Source organism: Methylobacterium carpenticola (assembly GCF_042748905.1).
Taxonomy (GTDB): Bacteria; Pseudomonadota; Alphaproteobacteria; order Rhizobiales; family Beijerinckiaceae; genus Methylobacterium; species Methylobacterium carpenticola.
This window is the reverse complement of record NZ_JBHZEO010000001.1, coordinates 3003751-3023734: the sequence shown is the minus strand read 5'-3', so window position 1 is coordinate 3023734 and position 19984 is coordinate 3003751. Positions and strand designations below refer to the sequence as shown.

Sequence of the window (19984 nt, the reverse complement as noted above, 5' to 3'; positions counted from 1 at the left end):
CGAATATATTCACAGGCGCGTCGCGGCATGACTTCCGCATAGGTGAGTGAATCTTACAACGGGCGCTGCGCATTCGTGTTTTCTCCTCTGATTCGTCTTCACTTGCGCGGAGAAGTATGACCTTTCCCAGGGAAAGGCTGGCGACGGCGATTCGCCAGCGGTGCTTCCCAAGGGGCCGGACCAGATGTCGAACGCGCAGATCGCTGCGAGCCAGGGTGTCGTCGGTGCACGCAAGCGGGTCCTCTGCCGCACCCGCTGGATCCTCGCTCTGGTCGCCTCGACGGCGCTGGTGGCGGTGCCGGCCATGGCGATCCCGGCCCCCACGATCGATCCGCTCGCCGGCGGCAGCGGCGGCAAGGGCGGCGGCGGCAATCTGGGTGGCAGTGGCGGCCAAGCCTCCGAGGAAGGCGAGGCCTCGCCGGGTGGCAATGCCAGCGCTTCCAACGCGGGGGGGGCGGCGGTGGCAGTGGCGATCCCGGTGGGATCGGCGGAAGGGACAGCTCCAATCGGGTCACGGGCGGCATGGGTGGAACTCACGGGGCCGCCTTATCGTCTTTCCGCAGCGTTCCGTTCGCCATCACCGGGACGGATGGCGGGAACGCGACTGCCGTGAGTGGGTACGGCGGCGGCGGTGGCGGCGGCGGTTTCGGCCTCGTGATCCTCAATTCGACCTCCAGCGACTTGCGGCAACTGGGGTTCGATCTCACGGGCGGCAGGGGCGGCACCGGAGCCGGCACCGGTGCGGGACTCGGCGACGGCGGCGACGGCGGCGGCGGCGTCTACATCAATAGCTCCGTGACCACGGCGGGCGTGATCGGGGCCGGCATCACCGTCAAGGGCGGGGCCGGCGGCATCGGCGGCAGTGACGGACGGGGCGGCAGCGGCATCTTCTCCATCAATGCCGGCGGAGTGACCAGCCTGACGATCCAATCCGGCGCCACGGTGACCGGCGGCGGTGGCGGCGGCACTTCCGGTCAGGGCGGCATCGGCATCGGCGGCTCGAACCTGACGCTGACCCTCGGGGCCACCGCCACCGTCAGCGGTGGTCTCGGCGGGGACGGCACGACGCGAGCGAACGCGATCCAGTTCACCGCCGGCGCCAACGTGCTGGAGCTTCAGGGCGACGGCACCGGCTACGCCACCCTCACCGGCAACGTGGTGGGCGCGACCGGGAGCGGCACGTCCAACACGCTGCGGCTCACCGGATCCGGCGGCACGTTCGCCCTGTCCAAGCTGGATGCCAACGGCAGCGGCGGGCCGTTCCAGAACTTCGACAAGGTGACGCTGAACAGCTCCGGCAACTGGGTGATGACCGGCACGCAGGCCGGCACCGCCGGCGCCGCCTGGACGGTCCAGGGCGGCGTGCTTCAGCTCGGCAGCGCCAGCGCGGGCGGGCAGCTCAAAGGCAACGTGACCGTGGCCTCCGGCGCGAGCTTGAGCACCCCGACCAGCGGCGGGACGTTCGCGCACGTGACGGGCAGCAGCAACATCACCGTTCAGGACGGTGGCCATCTCGTGGTCTCCGGCGTGAGCGGTGCCGCGAGCCTGACCACGGCCAAGGGCGCGTTGACGCTCGACGCCAACTCTCAACTCGACCTGACCTTGGCCGCTCCCTCCACCAATGCGCTGATCACGCTTGGGAACGCCATGGTTGCCGGCAGCGGCAATCTGATCCTCAACGGCAAGCTCAACATCACCGATGGCGGTGGATTGGCCGAGGGGAGCTATACCCTGATCAACTACGCCGGGTCGAAGTCCGGCTCGGGCCTGACGATCGGCACGGCGCCGACCGACTTCGAATACACATTCTCCGATGGAACGGCGCCCGCGGTGCCGGCCGGGAACACGAACACCCTCCTCCTGACGGTTGCCGCGTCGGGCCTGTATTGGAACGGCTCGGCCACGTCGGGTTCCACGGGTCCTTTGGCGGGCGGCGACGGCACCTGGACGAGTGCGACGCACAACGTCACCAACTGGACCAATTCCGGCGGCACCACCCGCGTCGCCACCGACCCGGCCAAGACGGCGATCTTCGCCGGCACTGCCGGCACCGTCACGGTGGACAACCAATTCGGCGCGGTCCAGGCCAAGGGCCTGAAATTCGTCACCTCGGGCTACACCATCACGGGCGACGGCCTGACGCTCGCCGCCGGCGCGGACACCCCCAAGATCGACATCGTTGGTGCCGCGACGATCGCCACCATCTCGGCCCCTCTGGCTGGCAGCCACGGCCTGGAGAAGGTCGGGGCCGGCACGCTGACCCTGACCGGCATCAGCACCCTGACCGGCAATCCTCTCGCGGTGAGCGGCGGCACCTTGGCGATCTCGGCCGGGGGACAGCTGACGACGGACGGCTTCGACACGATCGGCGACGCCGCCGGATCGAACGCCACGGTCACCGTGTCCGGTTCCGGGAGCGCCTGGACCAGCCTCTACGGGCTTCTGGTCGGGGTCAACGGCACCGGCACGGTCGACGTTTCCAACGGCGGCACCGTCACCAGCGGCGCGCTGCATCTCGGTCGCTTGGCGGGGGGCAGCGGCTCCGCGACGATCGATGGGAGCGGCTCGTCATGGACGTCCTCCGGCCAATTGACCGTGGGCTATAGCGGGACGGGCCAGCTGACCCTCTCGAACGGCGCTGCCGGCCACTTCAGCACGATCCAGATCGGTATGACGTCCGGCTCGTCGGGCACGCTTCAGATCGGGAGCGGCGCGACGCTGACGACCAATGGCGGGGCCGGTTATATCGGCAACCAAACGACCGCGACCGGGCAGGCGACCGTCACCGGCACCGGATCTCAGTGGAGCAGCACCCGGCACCTCTATCTCGGACTTTCCGGGACCGGCACGCTCACCCTGTCCGATTCCGGCGCGGCCAGTTTCGCCTCGCTCGACGCCGGCTTCAACAGCGGGGCGTCCGGCACGATCCTGATCGAGAGCGGCGGCGCCCTCACGGCGGCGGGCCTGATGTCGGCGGGCAACAACGGCGGAGGCACCGGCGCGATCACGGTCACGGGCGCGAACTCCTCGCTCAGGGCCGATTCCCTCTCGCTCGGATTCGCCGGGGCGGGAACCCTGACGGTCGCCGCGGAGGGCCAGGCCACCCTGGGAAGCCTCACCGCCGCCGGTGGCGCCGGCGGCACGGCGACCATCACCCTGTCGGGTGCCGGCAGCAAGCTGACGGCCACGAACGGCGCCAGCATGGGCGCCGGAGCGGGATCGACGAGCTCCCTCACCGTTCAGGGTGGGGCGGTCCTCGAGACGGTGAGCGGCGGCCTCTATCTCGAAGGAGGCTCCGCGGTCACCGTGACGGGCCCCAGCACGGCCGTTCGGATCGGGACGCTCCATGCGGGTACGCCGGACACGTTCGGCGTGTCAGACGGCTGGTTCAGCCTCGGCCGTGGCACGGTCACCATCTCGAACGGCGCCCGCCTCGAAGCGGACGGGGTCTACGTCCAGGGCGCCTCTTCGGGCGCAGCGACGATGACCGTCACCGGCGCCAACACGGTGATGGACGGTCATCTCCTGATCTATGTCGGCGGCAACGGCGGAAGCACCGCCGGCAACGGATCGCTGACCATCGCGGCCGGGGCTACGGCCACGGCCACCATCGTCGGTGTCGCCGTCGATCCCGGCATCAGCGGCACGCTGCTCCTGACCGGATCGGGCACAAGCCTGACCACGGTTCCGAACGTCAGCTACCTGGGCAACGCCCATGCCGGCTCCTCTGGCAACGGAACCATCGTCGTTCAAGACGCGGCGACCCTGACGGTTGCCGGCACCCTGAACATCGCCACCACCGCCAGCGCGACCGGCGAACTGGCCATCGGCGCCAAGGCGGGTGACCCGGCCGAAGCGGCGGGCATGGTCTCCGCAGGGAGAGGCATCAAGTTCGGCGCCGGCACCGGCAAACTCACCTTCAATCACACCTCGTCGGCCTACGAACTCGGCGCGGCGATATCGGGTCCCGGTGCGATCGGCGTCCTGGCCGGCACCACGATCCTGACAGGAGATGCCTCCGGCTTCACCGGCACGACGGCGATTTCGTCCGGGGCCACCTTGCAGATCGGTGGCGGCGGAACCACGGGCGTCCTTGCCGGCACCATCGCCAATGCCGGTGCGCTGATCTTCAACCGCTCGGACACGCTCCCCTATGCCGGGGTGATCTCCGGCACGGGCATCGTGGAAAAGACGGGCGCCGGCACGCTGACGATGACCGGTGCCAACACCTATACCGGCGGCACCACCATCTCGGCCGGCACGTTGCAGATCGGCAGCGGCGGCACCTCCGGGGCGATCGCCGGCAACATCACCAACAATGCCGCGCTGACCTTCGACCGCTCGGACGCCGTCACCTATGCGGGTGTCATCTCGGGCTCCGGCAGCCTGGAGCAGAAGGGTGCCGGCACCCTCACGCTCACCGGCTTCAACACCTACACGGGCACGACCACCGTCAGCGCCGGCACCCTGGTGCTGGCCGATCAGGCCAACCAGCAGGTGCTGCCCAGCGCCGGCGGCGTGGTCAACAACGCCACCCTGGTCATCGACCGCTCCGCGGTGAGCGGGCTCTATGCCGGCGTGATCTCCGGCACCGGCAGCCTGGTCAAGCAGGGCGCCAACGTCGTCTTCCTCACCGGCGACAACACCTATACCGGCGGCACCAGCATCACGGGCGGCCAGCTGGTCGTCGGCGGTGCCGTCGCCGGCAACAGCGGCGCGATCATCGGCGACGTCGCGCTGCAGAACGGCGCCGCCCTCTCGTTCAACCGGACCGGCGCGGTCACCTTCGCCGGCGCGATCACCGGCAACGGCAATCTCGGCATCGGCGGCGGGCTGACCCTGACGCTGACCGGCACCAACACCTATGCCGGCCGCACCGCGATCCAGGGCAGCACTCTGGTGGTCGGTGACGGCGCCACCGCCGGATCGATCGCCGCCAACGTCGAGACCGACTTCAATGGCAGCAATCCGGGCCACCTGATCTTCGACCGCGCCGACGCCGTGACCTATGCGGGCGCGATCACCGGCTCGGGCACCCTGGAGAAGAAGGGCGCCGGCACGCTGACGCTGACCGGCGCCAGCACCCTCACCGGCGGCACCACCATCACCGCCGGCACCCTGCGGATCGGCGACGGCGGCACCGCCGGGTCGCTCGCGGGGGCCATCATCAACGACGCCGCCCTGGTGTTCGACCGCTCCGACGCCGCCATCGTCGCCGGAACCCTCTCGGGCTCAGGCAGCCTGGAGAAGCGCGGCACCGGCACTCTGACCCTGGCCGGCACCAACACCTATGCCGGGGCGACCACGGTCTCGACCGGAACGCTCACCGTCACGACCGCCTCCGGCCTCGGCGCCGCCACCGCCGGCACCACCGTCGCCTCCGGCGCCACGCTGCTGTTCTACAACCAGCTCCCCGTCCAGACCTTCGCCGAGCCGTTGACCTTGAGCGGCGACGGCGTAAACGGCAAGGGCGCCCTGCGCTTCGACGGAACCGGCATCGACACCAACGTCACCCTGACCGGCCCGATCACCCTGGCCGCCGATTCCCAGATCAGGACCAGCGACGGCACCTCGCGGGTCTCCCAGATCATCAACCTGGCGGGCGCCATCACCGGGACGGACACCACGCTCACCGTCTACGCCGCCAACCGGACGAACCTGAGCGGCAATCTCAGCCTCGGCGCCGGCGGCCTGGTCAAGAATGGCCCCCACGACCTGACCCTGTCGGGCAGCAACAGCTTCAGCGGCACCGTCACCGTCAACGGCAGCGGCGAGGTCATCGTCACCAACTCCGCCGCCCTGGGCGATGCGAGCGGCGGCATCGTGGTCAATGACGGGGCCCTGGTTCTCTACGGGCAGAACGGCCCGGTCGCCATCGGCGCCAAGCCGCTGACCCTGACCACGACCGGCGATTACGACGGCGCGTTCTACAGCATGGACGGCCACAACAGCTATGCCGGGGCGATCACCCTGGCCGGCGACAGCAAGATCTCGGCCTTTACCGGCAGCCTGACCTTGAGCGGCGGCATTGGCGGGGCGGGCCGGAACCTCGTCTTCGCCACCGATCCCAGCGCCACGCTGATCGTCTCGGGCGCGATCGCCACCGGATCCGGCCGCGTGACCTTCGCCGAAGCCGGCACGGCGATCCTGACCGCAGCCAACACCTATACCGGCGGCACCGCCATCGGCATGGGCACGCTGCAGGTCGGCGACGGCGGCACCACCGGTGCGATCGTCGGCGATGTCGTGACGGAGTACAGGTACTACAACACCGTCGATGCCGGCACGCTGGCGTTCAAGCGTTCGGACGCGGTGACCTATGCGGGCGTGATCTCGGGCAAGGGCTTCCTGGAGCAGAGGGGCACCGGCACCCTGACGCTCACCGGGGCGAACACCTATACGGGCCTGACCACGGTCTCGGCCGGCACCCTGCGGATCGGCGACGGCGGCACGTCCGGCTCGATCGTCGCCGACATCCAGAACGACGCCGCCGTGGTGTTCGACCGCTCCGACGACATCGCCTATCTCGGCGGCATCAACGGCACCGGCAGCCTGGAGAAGCGCGGCGCCGGCACCCTGACCCTGTCGAGCATCAGCGCGCTCACCGGCACCAGCACAGTCTCGGCCGGCACCCTACGGTTGAGCGGCGGCCTGCTCGGTGGCCCCGTCGCGGTGCGGGCAGGGGCCGCCATCGAGGGTGATCCGGCGGTCAGCGCCGGCACGATCGGGGGGATGCTGACCCTGGACGCCGGTGCCACGCTGCGGGCGGTGTCGGGCACCACGACCCTGAACGTCAACGGGCTGGTGACGAGCCCGGCCTCCCGCGTCGCGCTGACCCTGGGCGCGCCCTCGACCACCGCCGCCGTCTTCGTGGACGGCACCCTGGGACTCGACGGCATCCTCAACCTCACCGCCGGAACCGGCTTTTCCAGCGGCACCTACCGGCTGTTCGACTATACCGGCATCGTCACGGGCGACGGCCTCGTCCTCGGCGCCACCCCGGCCCACAGCCTGTTCGCGGTCGACACCGCCACCAACCACCAGGTCGATCTGGTCGTCGCCGCCGGCCAGTGGTGGAACGGCAGCAGCACCCACCCCGGCGGGAGCAGCGTCGCCGGCGGGTCCGGTTTCTGGAGCGTCGACAGCACCACCAACTGGACCAACCAGGCCGGCTCCGCCGCGAATGCCTGGAGCCAGGCCGGCCTCGCGATCTTCGCCGGGCAGGCCGGCACCGTCACGCTCAGCAGCCGCGCGGCGCGCCAGGTCGCCGGGATGGAGTTCCTGACCTCCGGCTACACCGTCACCGGCGGCCAGATCGCCCTGATCGGCTTCCACGGCGACCGCGTCAGCCGGATCCTGGTGCAGGACGACGCCGTGACCCGTGGTGGCAGCGCCACGATCGCGTCCTTCATCAGCGGCGGGCAGCGCCTGGAGAAGGCCGGCAGCGGCACCCTGGTCCTGACCGGCGCCAACACCTACGCGGGCGGCACCACCATCACGGCCGGCACGCTCCAGATCGGCAACGGCGGCACGGCTGGCGCGATCGCCGGTGCCGTGACCAACAGCGGCACGCTGGCCTTCAACCGCAGCGATGCCGTGACCTTCGGCGGCGCGATCTCGGGCACGGGTGCCTTGGTGCAGGCGGGTGCCGGTACCACGATCCTGACCGGCGCCAACAGCTACGCCGGCGGCACCACCATCACCGCGGGCACGCTGCAGATCGGCAACGGCGGCACCTCCGGGGCGATCGCCGGCGACGTGGTCAACAACGGTACCCTGGCCTTCAACCGCAGCGACGCTGTGACCTTCGGCGGCGTGGTCTCGGGCACGGGTGCCCTGGTGCAGGCGGGGGCCGGTACCGCGATCCTGACCGGCGCCAACAGCTACGCGGGTGGCACCAGTATCACTGCGGGCACCCTCCAGATCGGCAACGGCGGCACCTCCGGCGCGATCGCCGGCGACGTGGTCAACAACGGTACCCTGGCCTTCAACCGCAGCGACGCTGTGGCCTTCGGCGGCGCGATCTTGGGCACGGGTGCCCTGGTGCAGGCGGGGTCCGGCACCACGATCCTGACCGGCGCCAACAGCTACGCCGGCGGCACCACCATCACGGCCGGCACGCTGCAGATCGGCAATGCCGGCACTTCCGGCGCGATCGCCGGCGCCGTGGCGAATAACGGCACGCTGATCTTCAACCGCAGCGATGCCGTGACCTTCGGCGGCGCGATCTCGGGCACGGGTGCCCTGGTGCAGGCGGGGTCCGGTACCACGATCCTGACCGGCGCCAACAGCTACGCGGGCGGCACCACCATCACGGTCGGCACGCTCCAGATCGGCAATGGCGGCACGGCTGGCTCGCTGGCCGGCGCCGTGGCGAATAACGGCACGCTGGCCTTCAACCGCAGCGATGCGGTGACCTTCGGTGGCGTGGTCTCGGGTACGGGTGCCCTGGTGCAGGCGGGGTCCGGTACCACGATCCTGACCGGGGCCAACACCTACACGGGCGGCACCACCATCACCGCGGGCACGCTGCAGATCGGCAGCGGCGGCACGGCCGGCTCGCTGGCCGGCACCGTGGCGAACAACGGCACGCTGGCGTTCAACCGCAGCGATGCGGTGACCTTCGGCGGCGCGATCTCGGGCACGGGTGCCCTGGTGCAGGCGGGGTCCGGTACCACGATCCTGACCGGCGCCAACAGCTACGCGGGCGGCACCACCATCACGGTCGGCACGCTCCAGATCGGCAACGGCGGCACCTCCGGGGCGATCGCCGGCGACGTGGCCAACAACGGCACGCTGGCGTTCAACCGCAGCGACGCTGTGACCTTCGGCGGCGTGGTCTCGGGCACGGGTGCCCTGGTGCAGGCGGGGTCCGGTACCACGATCCTGACCGGCGCCAACAGCTACGCGGGCGGCACCACCATCACCGCGGGCACGCTGCAAATCGGCAATGGCGGCACCTCCAGCGCGATCGTCGGCGATGTGATCAACAACGGCACGCTGGCCTTCAACCGCAGCGACGCCGTAACCTTCGGTGGCGTGGTCTCGGGCACGGGTGCCCTGGTGCAGGCGGGATCCGGCACCACGATCCTGACCGGCGCCAACACCTACGCGGGTGGCACCACCATCGCGGCGGGCACGCTGCAGATCGGCAGCGGCGGCACGGCTGGCGCGATCGCCGGTGCCGTGACCAACAACGGCACGCTGGCCTTCAACCGCAGCGATGCGGTGACCTTCGGCGGCGCGATCTCGGGCACGGGTGCCCTGGTGCAGGCGGGGTCCGGTACCACGATCCTGACCGGCGCCAACAGTTACGCGGGCGGCACCACGATCGCGGCGGGCACGCTCCAAGTTGGCAGCGGTGGCACCTCCGGCGCGATCGCCGGCGACGTGGCGAATAACGGCACGCTGGCCTTCAACCGCAGCGACGCCGTGACCTTCGGCGGCGTGGTCTCGGGCACGGGTGCCCTGGTGCAGGCGGGATCCGGTACCACGATCCTGACCGGGGCCAACACCTACACGGGTGGCACCACGATCGCGGCCGGCACCCTGGTGGTCGGCAACGGCGGCACGGCCGGCTCGCTCGCCGGCGCCGTCGTCAACAGCGGCATCCTGGTCTTCGACCGCAGCGACAGCCTCGTCGCCGGCGGACCCGTCACCGGCACCGGCGCGCTGGTCAAAAACGGCGCCGGCACCCTGACCCTGACCGGAGGCAACAGCGCCGGCGCCGGCACCACCGTGGCCGCCGGCACCCTGGCGCTGGCCAGCGGCGTTCAGCTCGCCGGCGACGTCACCGTGCAAGCCGGCGCCACCCTGGAGGGCCTCGGCAGCGCCACCGGCCCGGTGATCGCCGGTGCGGTGACCGTGCAGGACGGCGCTACCCTGCGCTCGGCCCCCTCGGTCGATGCCGGGGTCTACGGCCTGAGCATGGACCGCCTCGGTCTCGCTTCGGGCGCCACCCTGGCGATGACGCTGGGCAGCAACACCGGCGACGCCGCAATCCGGGCCGGCACCCTGGCGCTGGGCGGCACCCTCAACGTCACCGATGCCGGCGCCATGGCGCTCGGCGTCTACCACCTGATCGACTATACCACCCTTGCCTCCGATGACGGGCTGCGCCTCGGCACCACCCCGCTGACCCACGCCTACCAGATCCAGCGCCTGCCCGGGCAGGTGAACCTCGCCGTGCTCGACGGCGACCTCCTGTACTGGAACGGCGCCGCTACCGGCGCGGACGGCACCATCCGTGGCGGCACGGGCACCTGGAGCAACGCCACGGGGCAGACCAACTGGACCACGATTCCGGCCAACCAGGTGCGGGCGTGGAACGGCAGCTTCGCGGTGTTCGCCGGCGCGGCCGGCACGGTCACGATCGACCCGGCCACCGCGCCGGTCGCGGTGACCGGGATGCAGTTCATGGTCGACGGCTACGGCGTGACCGGCGGCGGGCTGACCCTGGCTGCGGCCACCGGCCGGACCCCGGTGCGGGTCGGCGACGGCACGCCGGCGGGCGCCACCATGGTGGCGCGGGTCTTGGCCCCGATCGGCGGCCTGACCGCGCTGGAGAAAACCGATCTCGGTACCCTGATCCTGGGAGCGGAGAACGGCTATTCCGGCGGCACGACGATCACCGGCGGCACGCTGCAGGTCGGCGACGGCGGCACGGCAGGGTCGATCCAGGGGGACGTGGCCAACGACGCCACCCTGGCCTTCGCCCGCAGCGACGCGCTCACCTTCGCCGGTGTGATCTCCGGCCGCGGCGCCCTGGTCCAGCGCGGCACCGGCACGTTGACGCTGTCGGGCGCCAACAGCTACGCGGGCGGCACCACGATTGCGAGCGGCGCCATCCGGGTCGGCGATGCAGGCGCCCTGGGCACCGGTGCGCTCGCCCTGCAGGGCGGCGGCACGCTCCAGGCGAGTGGCACCTTCGCGGACGGGCGGGCAGTGTCGCTCACCCCGGTCGCCGGCCAGGGCGGCGGCACTATCGCGGTGGACGACGCCCAGACCCTGACCCTGACCGGCGCGATCGCCGGGCTGGGCAGCCTGGCCAAGACAGGCACCGGCACGCTGGTGCTGGGCGGGACCAACAGCTACGCGGGTGCCACAACCGTGGGCAGCGGCACCCTGGTCGCCAGCGGCGGGCAGGCGATCGGCGACGCCAGCGCGGTGAGCGTGGCGAGCAGGGCGCGGTTCGTCCTGCGCAGCGACGAGACGGTCGGCTCGCTGGCCGGGGCCGGGGCAGTCGTGCTCGACGGAGCATCGCTGATCCTGGGCGGCGACAACACCCCCACCACCTTCGCGGGCCGTGCCTCGGGCACCGGCGGCCTGGTCAAGACCGGGACCGGCACGCTGACCCTCGCGGGGGCCAACACCTATACGGGCGACACCCGGGTGCGAGGCGGCGGGCTGGCGCTGGCCGGCAGCGTGGACGGGGACATCTATGTCGAGAACGGCGCCACGCTGTCGGGCGGCGGCCGTGTCGGCCGGACCGTGCACGTGCGCGACGGCGGCACGCTGGCGGGCCAGCCGGGCGCGGGCCTGAGCATGGGCGGGCTCGACTTGGCGCGCGCCGCGACGCTGGCGGTGAGCCTGGGCGCGCCGAGCACGGCCGGGGTGTTCCAGGTCGCGGGCGATGTGACGCTCGGGGGCATCCTGGCGGTGACGCCGACGACCGGGTTCGGGTTCGGCGTGTACCGGATCCTGAACTACGGCGGCCGCCTGATCGACAACGGCCTGCAGGTCGCGCCGCTGCCGGGCGGCATGCTGGGCGGCGTGCAGACGGCAATGGCCAACCAAGTCAACCTGTTCGTCGAGGATCCCACCAGCCCCGTGGCGTTCTGGAACGGCAGCGGGACGAGCCCGGCGCAGACGGTGCTAGGCGGGAGCGGCACCTGGAGCGCCGATGCCCGGACCAACTGGACCAACGCGAGCGGGACGATCAACCGGCGCTGGCCGAGCGGGTTCGCGGTGTTCCAGGGCGCGCCGGGAACGGTGACGGTGGACAATGCGGCGGGCGCAGTCTCGACCACGGGCCTTCAGTTCGTGGAGAGCGGCTACGTCGTGACCGGAGGGGCGCTGACGCTCGCGGGCGGGTCGGCGACGATCCGGGTCGGCGACGGCACCGCAGCCGGGGCCGCGACGCGGGCGACCATCGCCGCGGCGCTGACCGGCAGCGCCCGGCTGGAGAAGAGCGACCTCGGCACGCTGATCCTGACCGGCGCCAACAGCTACGCGGGCGGCACTACCATCGCGGCCGGCACGCTGCAGATCGGCAACGGCGGCACCTCCGGGGCGATCGCCGGCGACGTGGTCAACAACGGTACCCTGGCCTTCAACCGCAGCGATGCGGTGACCTTCGGGGGCGCGATCTCGGGCACGGGTGCCCTGGTGCAGGCGGGATCCGGTACCACGATCCTGACCGGCGCCAACAGCTACGCAGGCGGCACCACCATCGCGGCCGGCACGCTGGTGGTCGGCAATGGCGGCACTTCCGGCGCGATCTCGGGCGAAGTCGTCAACAACGCCACCCTGGCGTTCAACCGCAGCGATGCGGTGACCTTCGGCGGCGCGATCTCGGGCACGGGTGCCCTGGTGCAGGCGGGGTCCGGTACCACGATCCTGACCGGCGCCAACAGCTACGCGGGTGGCACCACGATCGCGGCGGGCACGCTCCAGATCGGCAATGGCGGCACTTCCGGCGCGATCGCCGGCGACGTGGCCAACAACGGCACGCTGGCGTTCGACCGCAGCGACGTGGTGACATTCGGCGGCGCGATCTCGGGCACGGGTGCCCTGGTGCAGGCGGGGTCCGGTACCACGATCCTGACCGGCGCCAACACCTACACGGGCGGCACCACGATCGCGGCCGGCACGTTGCAGCTCGGCAATGGCGGCACCTCCGGCGCGATCGCCGGCGACGTGGCGAATAACGGCACGCTGGCCTTCAACCGCAGCGACGCCGTGACCTTCGGCGGCGTGGTCTCGGGCAGCGGCACGCTGGTGCAGGCCGGCTCCGGCACCACGGTCCTGACTGGCGCCAACACCTATACGGGCGGCACCACGATCGCGGCGGGCACGCTGCAGATCGGCAACGGCGGCACCTCCGGCGCGATCGCCGGCGACGTGATCAACAATGGCACGCTGGCCTTCAACCGCAGCGATGCCGTGACCTTCGGCGGCGTGGTCTCGGGCACGGGTGCCCTGGTGCAAGCAGGGTCCGGTACCACGATCCTGACCGGCGCCAACACCTACACGGGCGGCACGACGATCACGGCCGGCACCCTGGTAGTCGGCAATGGCGGCACTTCCGGCGCGATCGCCGGCGACGTGACCAACAACGGCACGCTGGCCTTCAACCGCAGCGATCCCGTGACCTTCGGCGGCGTGGTCTCGGGCCGCGGCAAGCTGGTGCAGGCGGGGTCCGGTACCACGATCCTGACCGGCGCCAACACCTACGCGGGCGGCACGACGATCACGGCCGGCACGTTGCAGGTCGGCAGCGGCGGCACGGCCGGCGCGATCACCGGCGACGTCGCCAACAACGCCACCCTTGCGCTCGCCCGCGGCGACACCATCACCTTCGGCGGCGTGGTCTCGGGCCGCGGCAAGCTGGTGCAGGCCGGCTCCGGCACCACGATCCTGACCGGCGCCAACACCTATACGGGCGGCACCACGATCGCGGCGGGCACGCTGCAGATCGGCAACGGTGGCACCTCCGGCGCGGTCTCGGGCGAGGTCGTCAACAACGCCACCCTGGTGGTGAACCGCTCCGACAGCCTGACGCTGTCGGGGGCGATCGCGGGCAGCGGCAAGCTGGTCCAGTCCGGGACCGGTACCACGGTGCTGACCGGGACCAACACCTACACGGGCGGCACCACGATCGCGGCGGGCACGCTCCAGATCGGCAACGGCGGCACCTCCGGGGCGATCGCCGGCGATGTGATCAACAACGGCACGCTGGCCTTCAACCGCAGCGATGCCGTGACCTTCGGCGGCGCGATCTCGGGCACGGGTGCCCTGGTGCAGGCGGGATCCGGTACCACGATCCTGACCGGGGCCAACAGCTACACAGGCGGCACCACCATCGCGGCGGGCACCCTGGTGGTCGGCAACGGCGGCACCTCCGGCGCGATCGCCGGTGCCGTGATCAACAACGGTACCCTGGCCTTCAATCGCCTCGACGACCTCACCGTCACCGGCCTCGTCTCGGGCAGCGGCAGCCTGCGCCAGCAGGGCGCCGGAACCCTCGCCCTACGCGGCGCCAACAGCTATGCCGGCGGCACCACCGTCGCCGCCGGCACCCTCGACGTCGCCGCCCGGGCCAATCTCGGCACCGGCGCTCTGACCTTGGCCGGCGGCACCCTGCGCAGCAGCGGCGTCCTCGCCGACGACCGCCCTGTCACCCTCGCGGCGACCAGTGCCGTCGATACCCGGCAGGACCTCACCCTCTCCGGCCCGGTCACGGGCGCGGGCGGTCTGGTCAAGCAGGGCGGCGCCACCCTCGCGCTGACCGGCGCCAACAGCTACGCGGGCGGCACCACCGTCGCCGCCGGCACCCTGCGGGTCGGCAGCGACGCGACGCTCGGCGCCGCTTCGGGCAGCGTGACGCTCGACGGCGGAACCCTCGCCGCCGCGGCGAGCTTCGCCTCCGGCCGGGCCGTCAGCCTCGGCAGCCTCGGCGGCACCGTCGAGGTCACCGCGGCCGCCGATACGCTCACCCTCACGGGCGCGGTCACGGGCGCGGGCGGACTGACCAAGGCGGGGGCCGGCACCCTGCTGCTGCTGGGCACTGGCAGCTATTCCGGCCTGACCAAGGTCGAAGCCGGCACCCTGCAGATCGGCAACGGCGGCACGGCCGGGTCGCTCACCGGCGACGTGGTCAACAATGCCAACCTGATGTTCAACCGCTCCGACACCTACGCTTTCCAGGGCAACATCACCGGCCCCGGCAAGGTGACCTTCCTGGGCGGCGGCCGGGTGCTGTTCACCGCCACCGAGGCCTATACCGGCCCGGTCGCGGTCGCAGACACGCGGCTGCGACTCGATCCCGGCTCGGCCACCCCCTCGCCCTTCGTGATCGAGGCCGGCGGCGTCATCGGCGGCACTGCCACCATCGGCGGCCTGACCGTCAACGGCGGCGGCACCGCCTCGCCCGGTTACTCGCCCGGCACCCTGACGGTGAACGGCCCGGTGGCGTTCAACGCCGGTGCCCTCTACGCCGTCGATGTCACCCCCACCGGCGAGCACGACCTGATCGTTGCCACCGGCCCGGTCACCGTCTCGCCGGAGGCCCGCGTGCAGGTGATGGCCGTCCCCGGCCGCTACAGCCCGAGCGCGAAGTACGCGATCCTGACCACCTCGAGCACGATCAGCGGCCGCTTCGGCGCGGTCTCCTCCGACTACGCCTTCCTCGACCCGGAGCTGAGCTACGACGCGCAGAACGTCTATCTCGGCCTGACCTATACGGGGCGGGCCTTCGCCGACCTGGCGCGCAGCCGCAACCAGGCCGGCGCCGCCGGCGCCGCTCAGGCGCTCGGGGCCGGCACCCGAATCTACGACGCCCTGGTGCAGCTGCCGGAAGGCCAGGTCGCGCGAGCCTTCGATCAGCTCAGCGGCGAGGTGCATCCCTCGATCGGCACGGTGATCCAGCAGCAGTCGATCTTCCTGCGCGAGGCGGTCGGCACCCGCCTGCGCCAGTCGGGCGCGACGGACGACGCGCTCGCCGTCGCGGCCCGGGCCTCCGGTCCCCTGACCCAGGGCCTCGGCATCGACCCGGGCCCGACCCTGTGGGCCCAGGCCTATGGCGGCTTCGGCCACCGGCTCGGGGATGGCAACGCCGCCTCGATCGGCAACGCGACCGGCGGCATGCTCGCCGGCCTCGACGTCGCCCTCGGCGACCGCGTGCGGGCCGGCGTGGTCGCGGGGGTCGGGCAATCGACCTTCGACGTCAATGCCCGCGCCTCCACCGGCTCCTTCACCCGCTACGACCTCGGCGTCTATGCTGGCGGTGCGTTCGGGCCGGTCACCCTGCGCGGCGGCGTGGCCCAGAGCTGGCAGGACGTCACCGCGCTGCGGGCGGTGGCGTTCCCGGGTTACTCGGCCTCGAACAGCGTGCGCCACACGGTGGGCTCCCTGCAGGCCTTCGGCGAGGTGGGTTACGACCTGACACGGGGCGCGCTGGCGCTGCAGCCCTTCGCGAACCTGGCCTATGTCGGGATCGACCGGCAGGCCTTCCGGGAGAACGGGATCGGCGGTTCGGCCCTGGCCGTGACGGTCCGGGGCCAGGACGTGCTCTACACGACGCTCGGCCTGCGGGCGGCGACGCAGGTCACGATGGCCGGCCACGTGCTGACGCCGAGCGTGACGCTGGGTTGGCAGCACGCGATCGGGGACGTGGTGCCCAGCGCCAGCCTGCTGTTCCCGGGGGGGATGACGTCGTTCCAGGTCTCGGGCGTGCCGGTGGCCCGGGATATGGCGCTGGTCTCCGCGGGTCTGGCCTACGACATCTCCGAGTTCTCGAAGGTCCAGGTCACCTATACCGGCCAGACCGGGGCGCGGACGATGCAGAACGCCTTCACGGCCCAGTACTCGTTGCGGTTCTGATCCGCCGCTGCGGGTCCGACCCGCAGCCCCGGACCGGCCCGCCGAGGGCCGGCCCCTTCCTCAGCGTGTGGCGATCGAGAGACATGATGACAATCGGAGTGAAGCGGCTCGTCGGTGCGGGGCTCCGTGAGACGATGATCCCGGCCGCAGCGATCACGGCCGTCCTGGCGGCGCCGGTCCTGGCGGCCCCCGCCGGCAGCGCCGAGAAGGCGCCGGTGACCATGGCTCAGGCCGGGACGGCTCCCGGCAAGGCGGCGCCGGCCGGCAGTACGGAGCCGGAGGTGACCACGGCGACCTATCAGGATTGGCTGGTGCGCTGCGTGACGCCGCCCTCGGCGGCCCGGATCTGCGAGGCGACGCAGACGATCCAGGTGCAGGGCCAGTCGGCCCCGGTCGCCGTGATCGCCATCGGCCGGCTGGCGGCGGACGGCCCCTTGCGGGTGGTGGTGCAGCTGCCGGCCGGGCTGTGGCTGCCGGCCGGAGCCAAGCTGCAAACTGGCGAGAAGGCGGTGCCGGTGGCGATGGAGTTCAAGCGCTGCCTTCAGGCCTGCTTTGCCGAGCTCGACGTCGACAAGGCGCTGGAGCAGAGCCTGCGCGCGGCCTCGGGCAACGGCAGCATCCAGTTCGAGGACGGCGCACGCCGCCCGGTGAGCCTCCCGTTCTCGTTCCGGGGCTTCATCGCTGCCCTCGACGCGGCGCTCAAGCCGCGCTGATCACGGTCCGGCCTGCCTTCGCATCGCCGCCCCATCCCTCCCTTTCGAGATCGATTCCATGACGTCGACACCGTTTCCCGCCGCGGCCCTGCCGCCGTTCTACGGCGCCCCGACGCTGCTGCGCTTCCCCGAACACCGCACGCTCGGCCTGCGCCCGAGCCGCAGCTTCCGCTTCGCGGCGGGGGCTGCGGCGATCCCGCTGACCGCCGGCGAATTCGCGGTGGCGGGGCGGCATTACCCGATCGTGTTCGCCAGCGATGCGGGGGCGATGCCGCTGGCGGTGACCGGGTTGGCGGCAGGCCGCAACCTGTTCGTGACGGCGGAGGGCGGCTGGAGCCCCGGCCGCTACGTTCCGGCCTATCTGCGGCGCTACCCGTTCATCGGCATCGCGGTCGAGAACGGAGGCCCCTCGATGCTGGGGATCGACGGGACGAGCGACCTGATCAGCCTCGACGCGGCGGAGGACGAGGCCGACCCGTTGTTCGACGAGACTGGCGGTCCGACGGAGTCGGCGCGCGCCGCGATGGCATTCTGCGACGAGTTCGCCCGCGATCATGCGGCGACGCAGACCTTCGCGGCGGCGCTCGTCGAGCACGGGCTCCTGGCGGAGAAAGCCGCACAGGTCAGGCTGGCGGACACCGGCGCCGCGGATGCGAGTCAACTGCGGGTGGAGGGTTTCCGGACGGTGGACGAGACGGCGTTCCGGGCCCTGCCGGCGGCGGTGGTGAACGAATTCCACGACCGCGGCTGGCTCGACCTCGTCGTGCTGCACTTGGCCTCGCAGCTGAGCTGGCAGGTCCTGCTCGACGCGGCTGCCCAGCCCGCGGCCGGGGTGGCGTAATCCTCCGGGGACCACTCCGGTCTCGTCCGCAGCCTGCGCGTCTCGCGCGGCCGTCGCCGGGGGCGGTGCGGCAGCCAACCGTGAGCGATGCGACGCGCCGTCGTTCTGAGCCTGCGCCATGGCGCTTCCTCCGGATCGTGTCGGTCGCCGTCATCGATCGCCGAGAGGGGCGCGGCGGCGTTGCGCCTGAAGACGGTACCCGAGCCATGCGGTCGAGCACCAGACGAGCCGCGCAGTCCGGCGCGCCGGCTCGATTGCTCAGCGCACGATCCATGCGATCCCCGTGATCATCGTGGCGATGGTCGGCTCGACCTCCGTCGTCCGCGGCCGCGCGCCTCGATCCCGGGCGGGAGACATGTTCAGGGCGAGGCTTGCGGGCCGCCCATCAGGCGATCCGGCGCTCGGCGACCGGGCGAACCGCGCAGCTGTCGGCCCGCATCTGCCAATCGGCAACGCCCAGTCGGGCGCACAGCATCGCCTTGGCATTCGTGCCGGCGCGGCCCGCGGACGGTGCGCGGATCAGGCATCGCCATTGCAGAACGCGGCGGTCATGCCCCGTGCCGTCGGACACGGTCTTGTGAAACTCGACCGCAAAGGTGCGCATGCGATCACTCCATGGCGAGACGATCTCTTTCTTCGTCCGGACCGATCCGGCGCACATTGATCCAGCGCAAGAGAACCAGCCAGCGCAACAGAACCGGGCCGTTCGGGACCGACATCATCGAGACCGCGGCGGGCGCCGGTCGCGAGGCCCACATGCCGTGGCGTGCTTGCGCTGAATCAATGTCGATCGACGGGCTTCGCGGAATCCTGCTAGAGTGGCGCCCGATCACGTTGCACTCGAGCGCCGCTCTAGATCTTTGATTTTACCGCATTTTCTGCGACGACCCGGGAGCCGCTTCGTCGGAAAATGCTCCAGCGCGGCAGGACGGAGCGGATCCATGCTCAAGGATGTGGTGGTCGTCGTCGACGGGGCGGGCGAGCGTGCGACGCCCTGCGCGATCGCGCTCGCGGCCGATCTGGGCGCCTCGCTCTCCGCGGTGAGCGTGCTGCCCCTCCTTCCGTTCGGGACCTATGCCTGCGCGGACGTGTCCTACGACCTGATCGCCTCGGCGCGGAGCACGGCCCGTGCGCAGGCGGGAGCGGTCGCGGAAAGCGTCGCCCGGGCTGCCCGGGACGAGGGCCTGTCCTGCGAGACGGCCGTGATCTGCGAGGAGGCGCGCGCGGCGACGGAGCGCCTCGTGGCCTGGACGCGCACCGCCGACCTCGTCGTCATCGAGCAGGCTGATCCGGAGCGGCCCAAGCCCGCTGACGCCCATCTCGATACCGTGCTGCTCACCTCCGGCCGCCCGACATTGGTCGTGCCCTACATCCAGGCGCGGCCCCCTGCGTTGACCTCCGCCATCGTGGCCTGGGACGGCAGCGCCACCGCCGCCCGCGCGCTCGGCGATGCCCTGCCGCTGCTGCAGCGCGCCCATCGGGTCGAGGCCGTGACGGTCGCGGCCGAGCCGCCATCCGCCGAGATGCGCCGATGCCTGATCCGGCACCTCGCGCGGCACGGCATCGATGCCGGCTTCCAGGTTCTGCCCGCGACGCTGCCGGTCGCCGAGGCGCTGCTCTCGCATGCCGCCGACAGGAGCGCCGATCTGCTGGTGATGGGTGCCTACGGCCATTCGCATCTGCGCGAGGCGATCCTGGGCGGTGCCAGCCGCAGCATGCTCCGCTCGATGACCCTGCCCGTCCTGATGTCCCACTGAGGGGATCGTTGGGGCTCGTTCCGGCCGCAGAGATGGAGGGGATGGGGTCGGCCTTCTCCGAGGCCGGAGGG

General features: G+C 71.6%; 6 protein-coding genes. 5 read left to right on the top strand and 1 reads right to left on the bottom strand.

The features are described 5' to 3' along the window. Positions 1–184 precede the first annotated feature (184 nt). From ACE101_RS14235 to ACE101_RS14220, 4 genes are all read left to right on the top strand, one after another. Positions 185–613 (top strand): hypothetical protein, encoded by a 429-nt coding sequence (locus tag ACE101_RS14235; RefSeq protein ID WP_379130464.1) that lies wholly within the window; start codon positions 185–187, stop codon positions 611–613. Beyond that, positions 610–16602 carry an autotransporter-associated beta strand repeat-containing protein gene (locus ACE101_RS14230; RefSeq protein WP_379130462.1) on the top strand — a complete coding sequence of 5331 codons (15993 nt, stop codon included), beginning with the start codon at positions 610–612 and terminating at the stop codon, positions 16600–16602. Before ACE101_RS14235 ends, ACE101_RS14230 begins: the two co-directional genes overlap by 4 nt. 83 nt (positions 16603–16685) lie before the next feature. Further along, on the top strand, positions 16686–17315 hold the full coding sequence (locus ACE101_RS14225) for an invasion associated locus B family protein (protein ID WP_379130459.1): 630 nt from the start codon (positions 16686–16688) through the stop codon (positions 17313–17315). A gap of 58 nt (positions 17316–17373) precedes the next feature. Beyond that, the gene (locus ACE101_RS14220) at positions 17374–18156 is read left to right on the top strand and encodes a SapC family protein (protein WP_379130457.1); all 783 of its coding nucleotides are present in this window, start codon (positions 17374–17376) and stop codon (positions 18154–18156) included. A 385-nt stretch (positions 18157–18541) separates the two neighbouring features. On the opposite strand, the gene ACE101_RS14215 is transcribed toward ACE101_RS14220, so the two are convergent. After that, positions 18542–18760, bottom strand: coding sequence for a hypothetical protein (locus ACE101_RS14215; protein WP_379130454.1), 219 nt, complete (start codon positions 18758–18760; stop codon positions 18542–18544). A gap of 337 nt (positions 18761–19097) precedes the next feature. Between ACE101_RS14215 and ACE101_RS14210 the strand changes: the two genes are divergently transcribed. Then, a complete protein-coding gene (locus ACE101_RS14210; RefSeq protein ID WP_379130451.1) occupies positions 19098–19913 on the top strand; it encodes a universal stress protein in 816 nt (271 codons plus the stop codon). Positions 19914–19984 lie beyond the last annotated feature (71 nt).

Bases quoted from the DNA above. Each gene is read 5' to 3' on its own strand.
- ACE101_RS14235 (WP_379130464.1), top strand. From the start codon at position 185: ATGTCGAACGCGCAGATCGCTGCGAGCCAGGGTGTCGTCGGTGCACGC.
- ACE101_RS14225 (WP_379130459.1), top strand. From the start codon at position 16,686: ATGATGACAATCGGAGTGAAGCGGCTCGTCGGTGCGGGGCTCCGTGAG.
- ACE101_RS14220 (WP_379130457.1), top strand. From the start codon at position 17,374: ATGACGTCGACACCGTTTCCCGCCGCGGCCCTGCCGCCGTTCTACGGC.
- ACE101_RS14215 (WP_379130454.1), bottom strand. From the start codon at position 18,760: ATGCGCACCTTTGCGGTCGAGTTTCACAAGACCGTGTCCGACGGCACG.
- ACE101_RS14210 (WP_379130451.1), top strand. From the start codon at position 19,098: ATGCTCAAGGATGTGGTGGTCGTCGTCGACGGGGCGGGCGAGCGTGCG.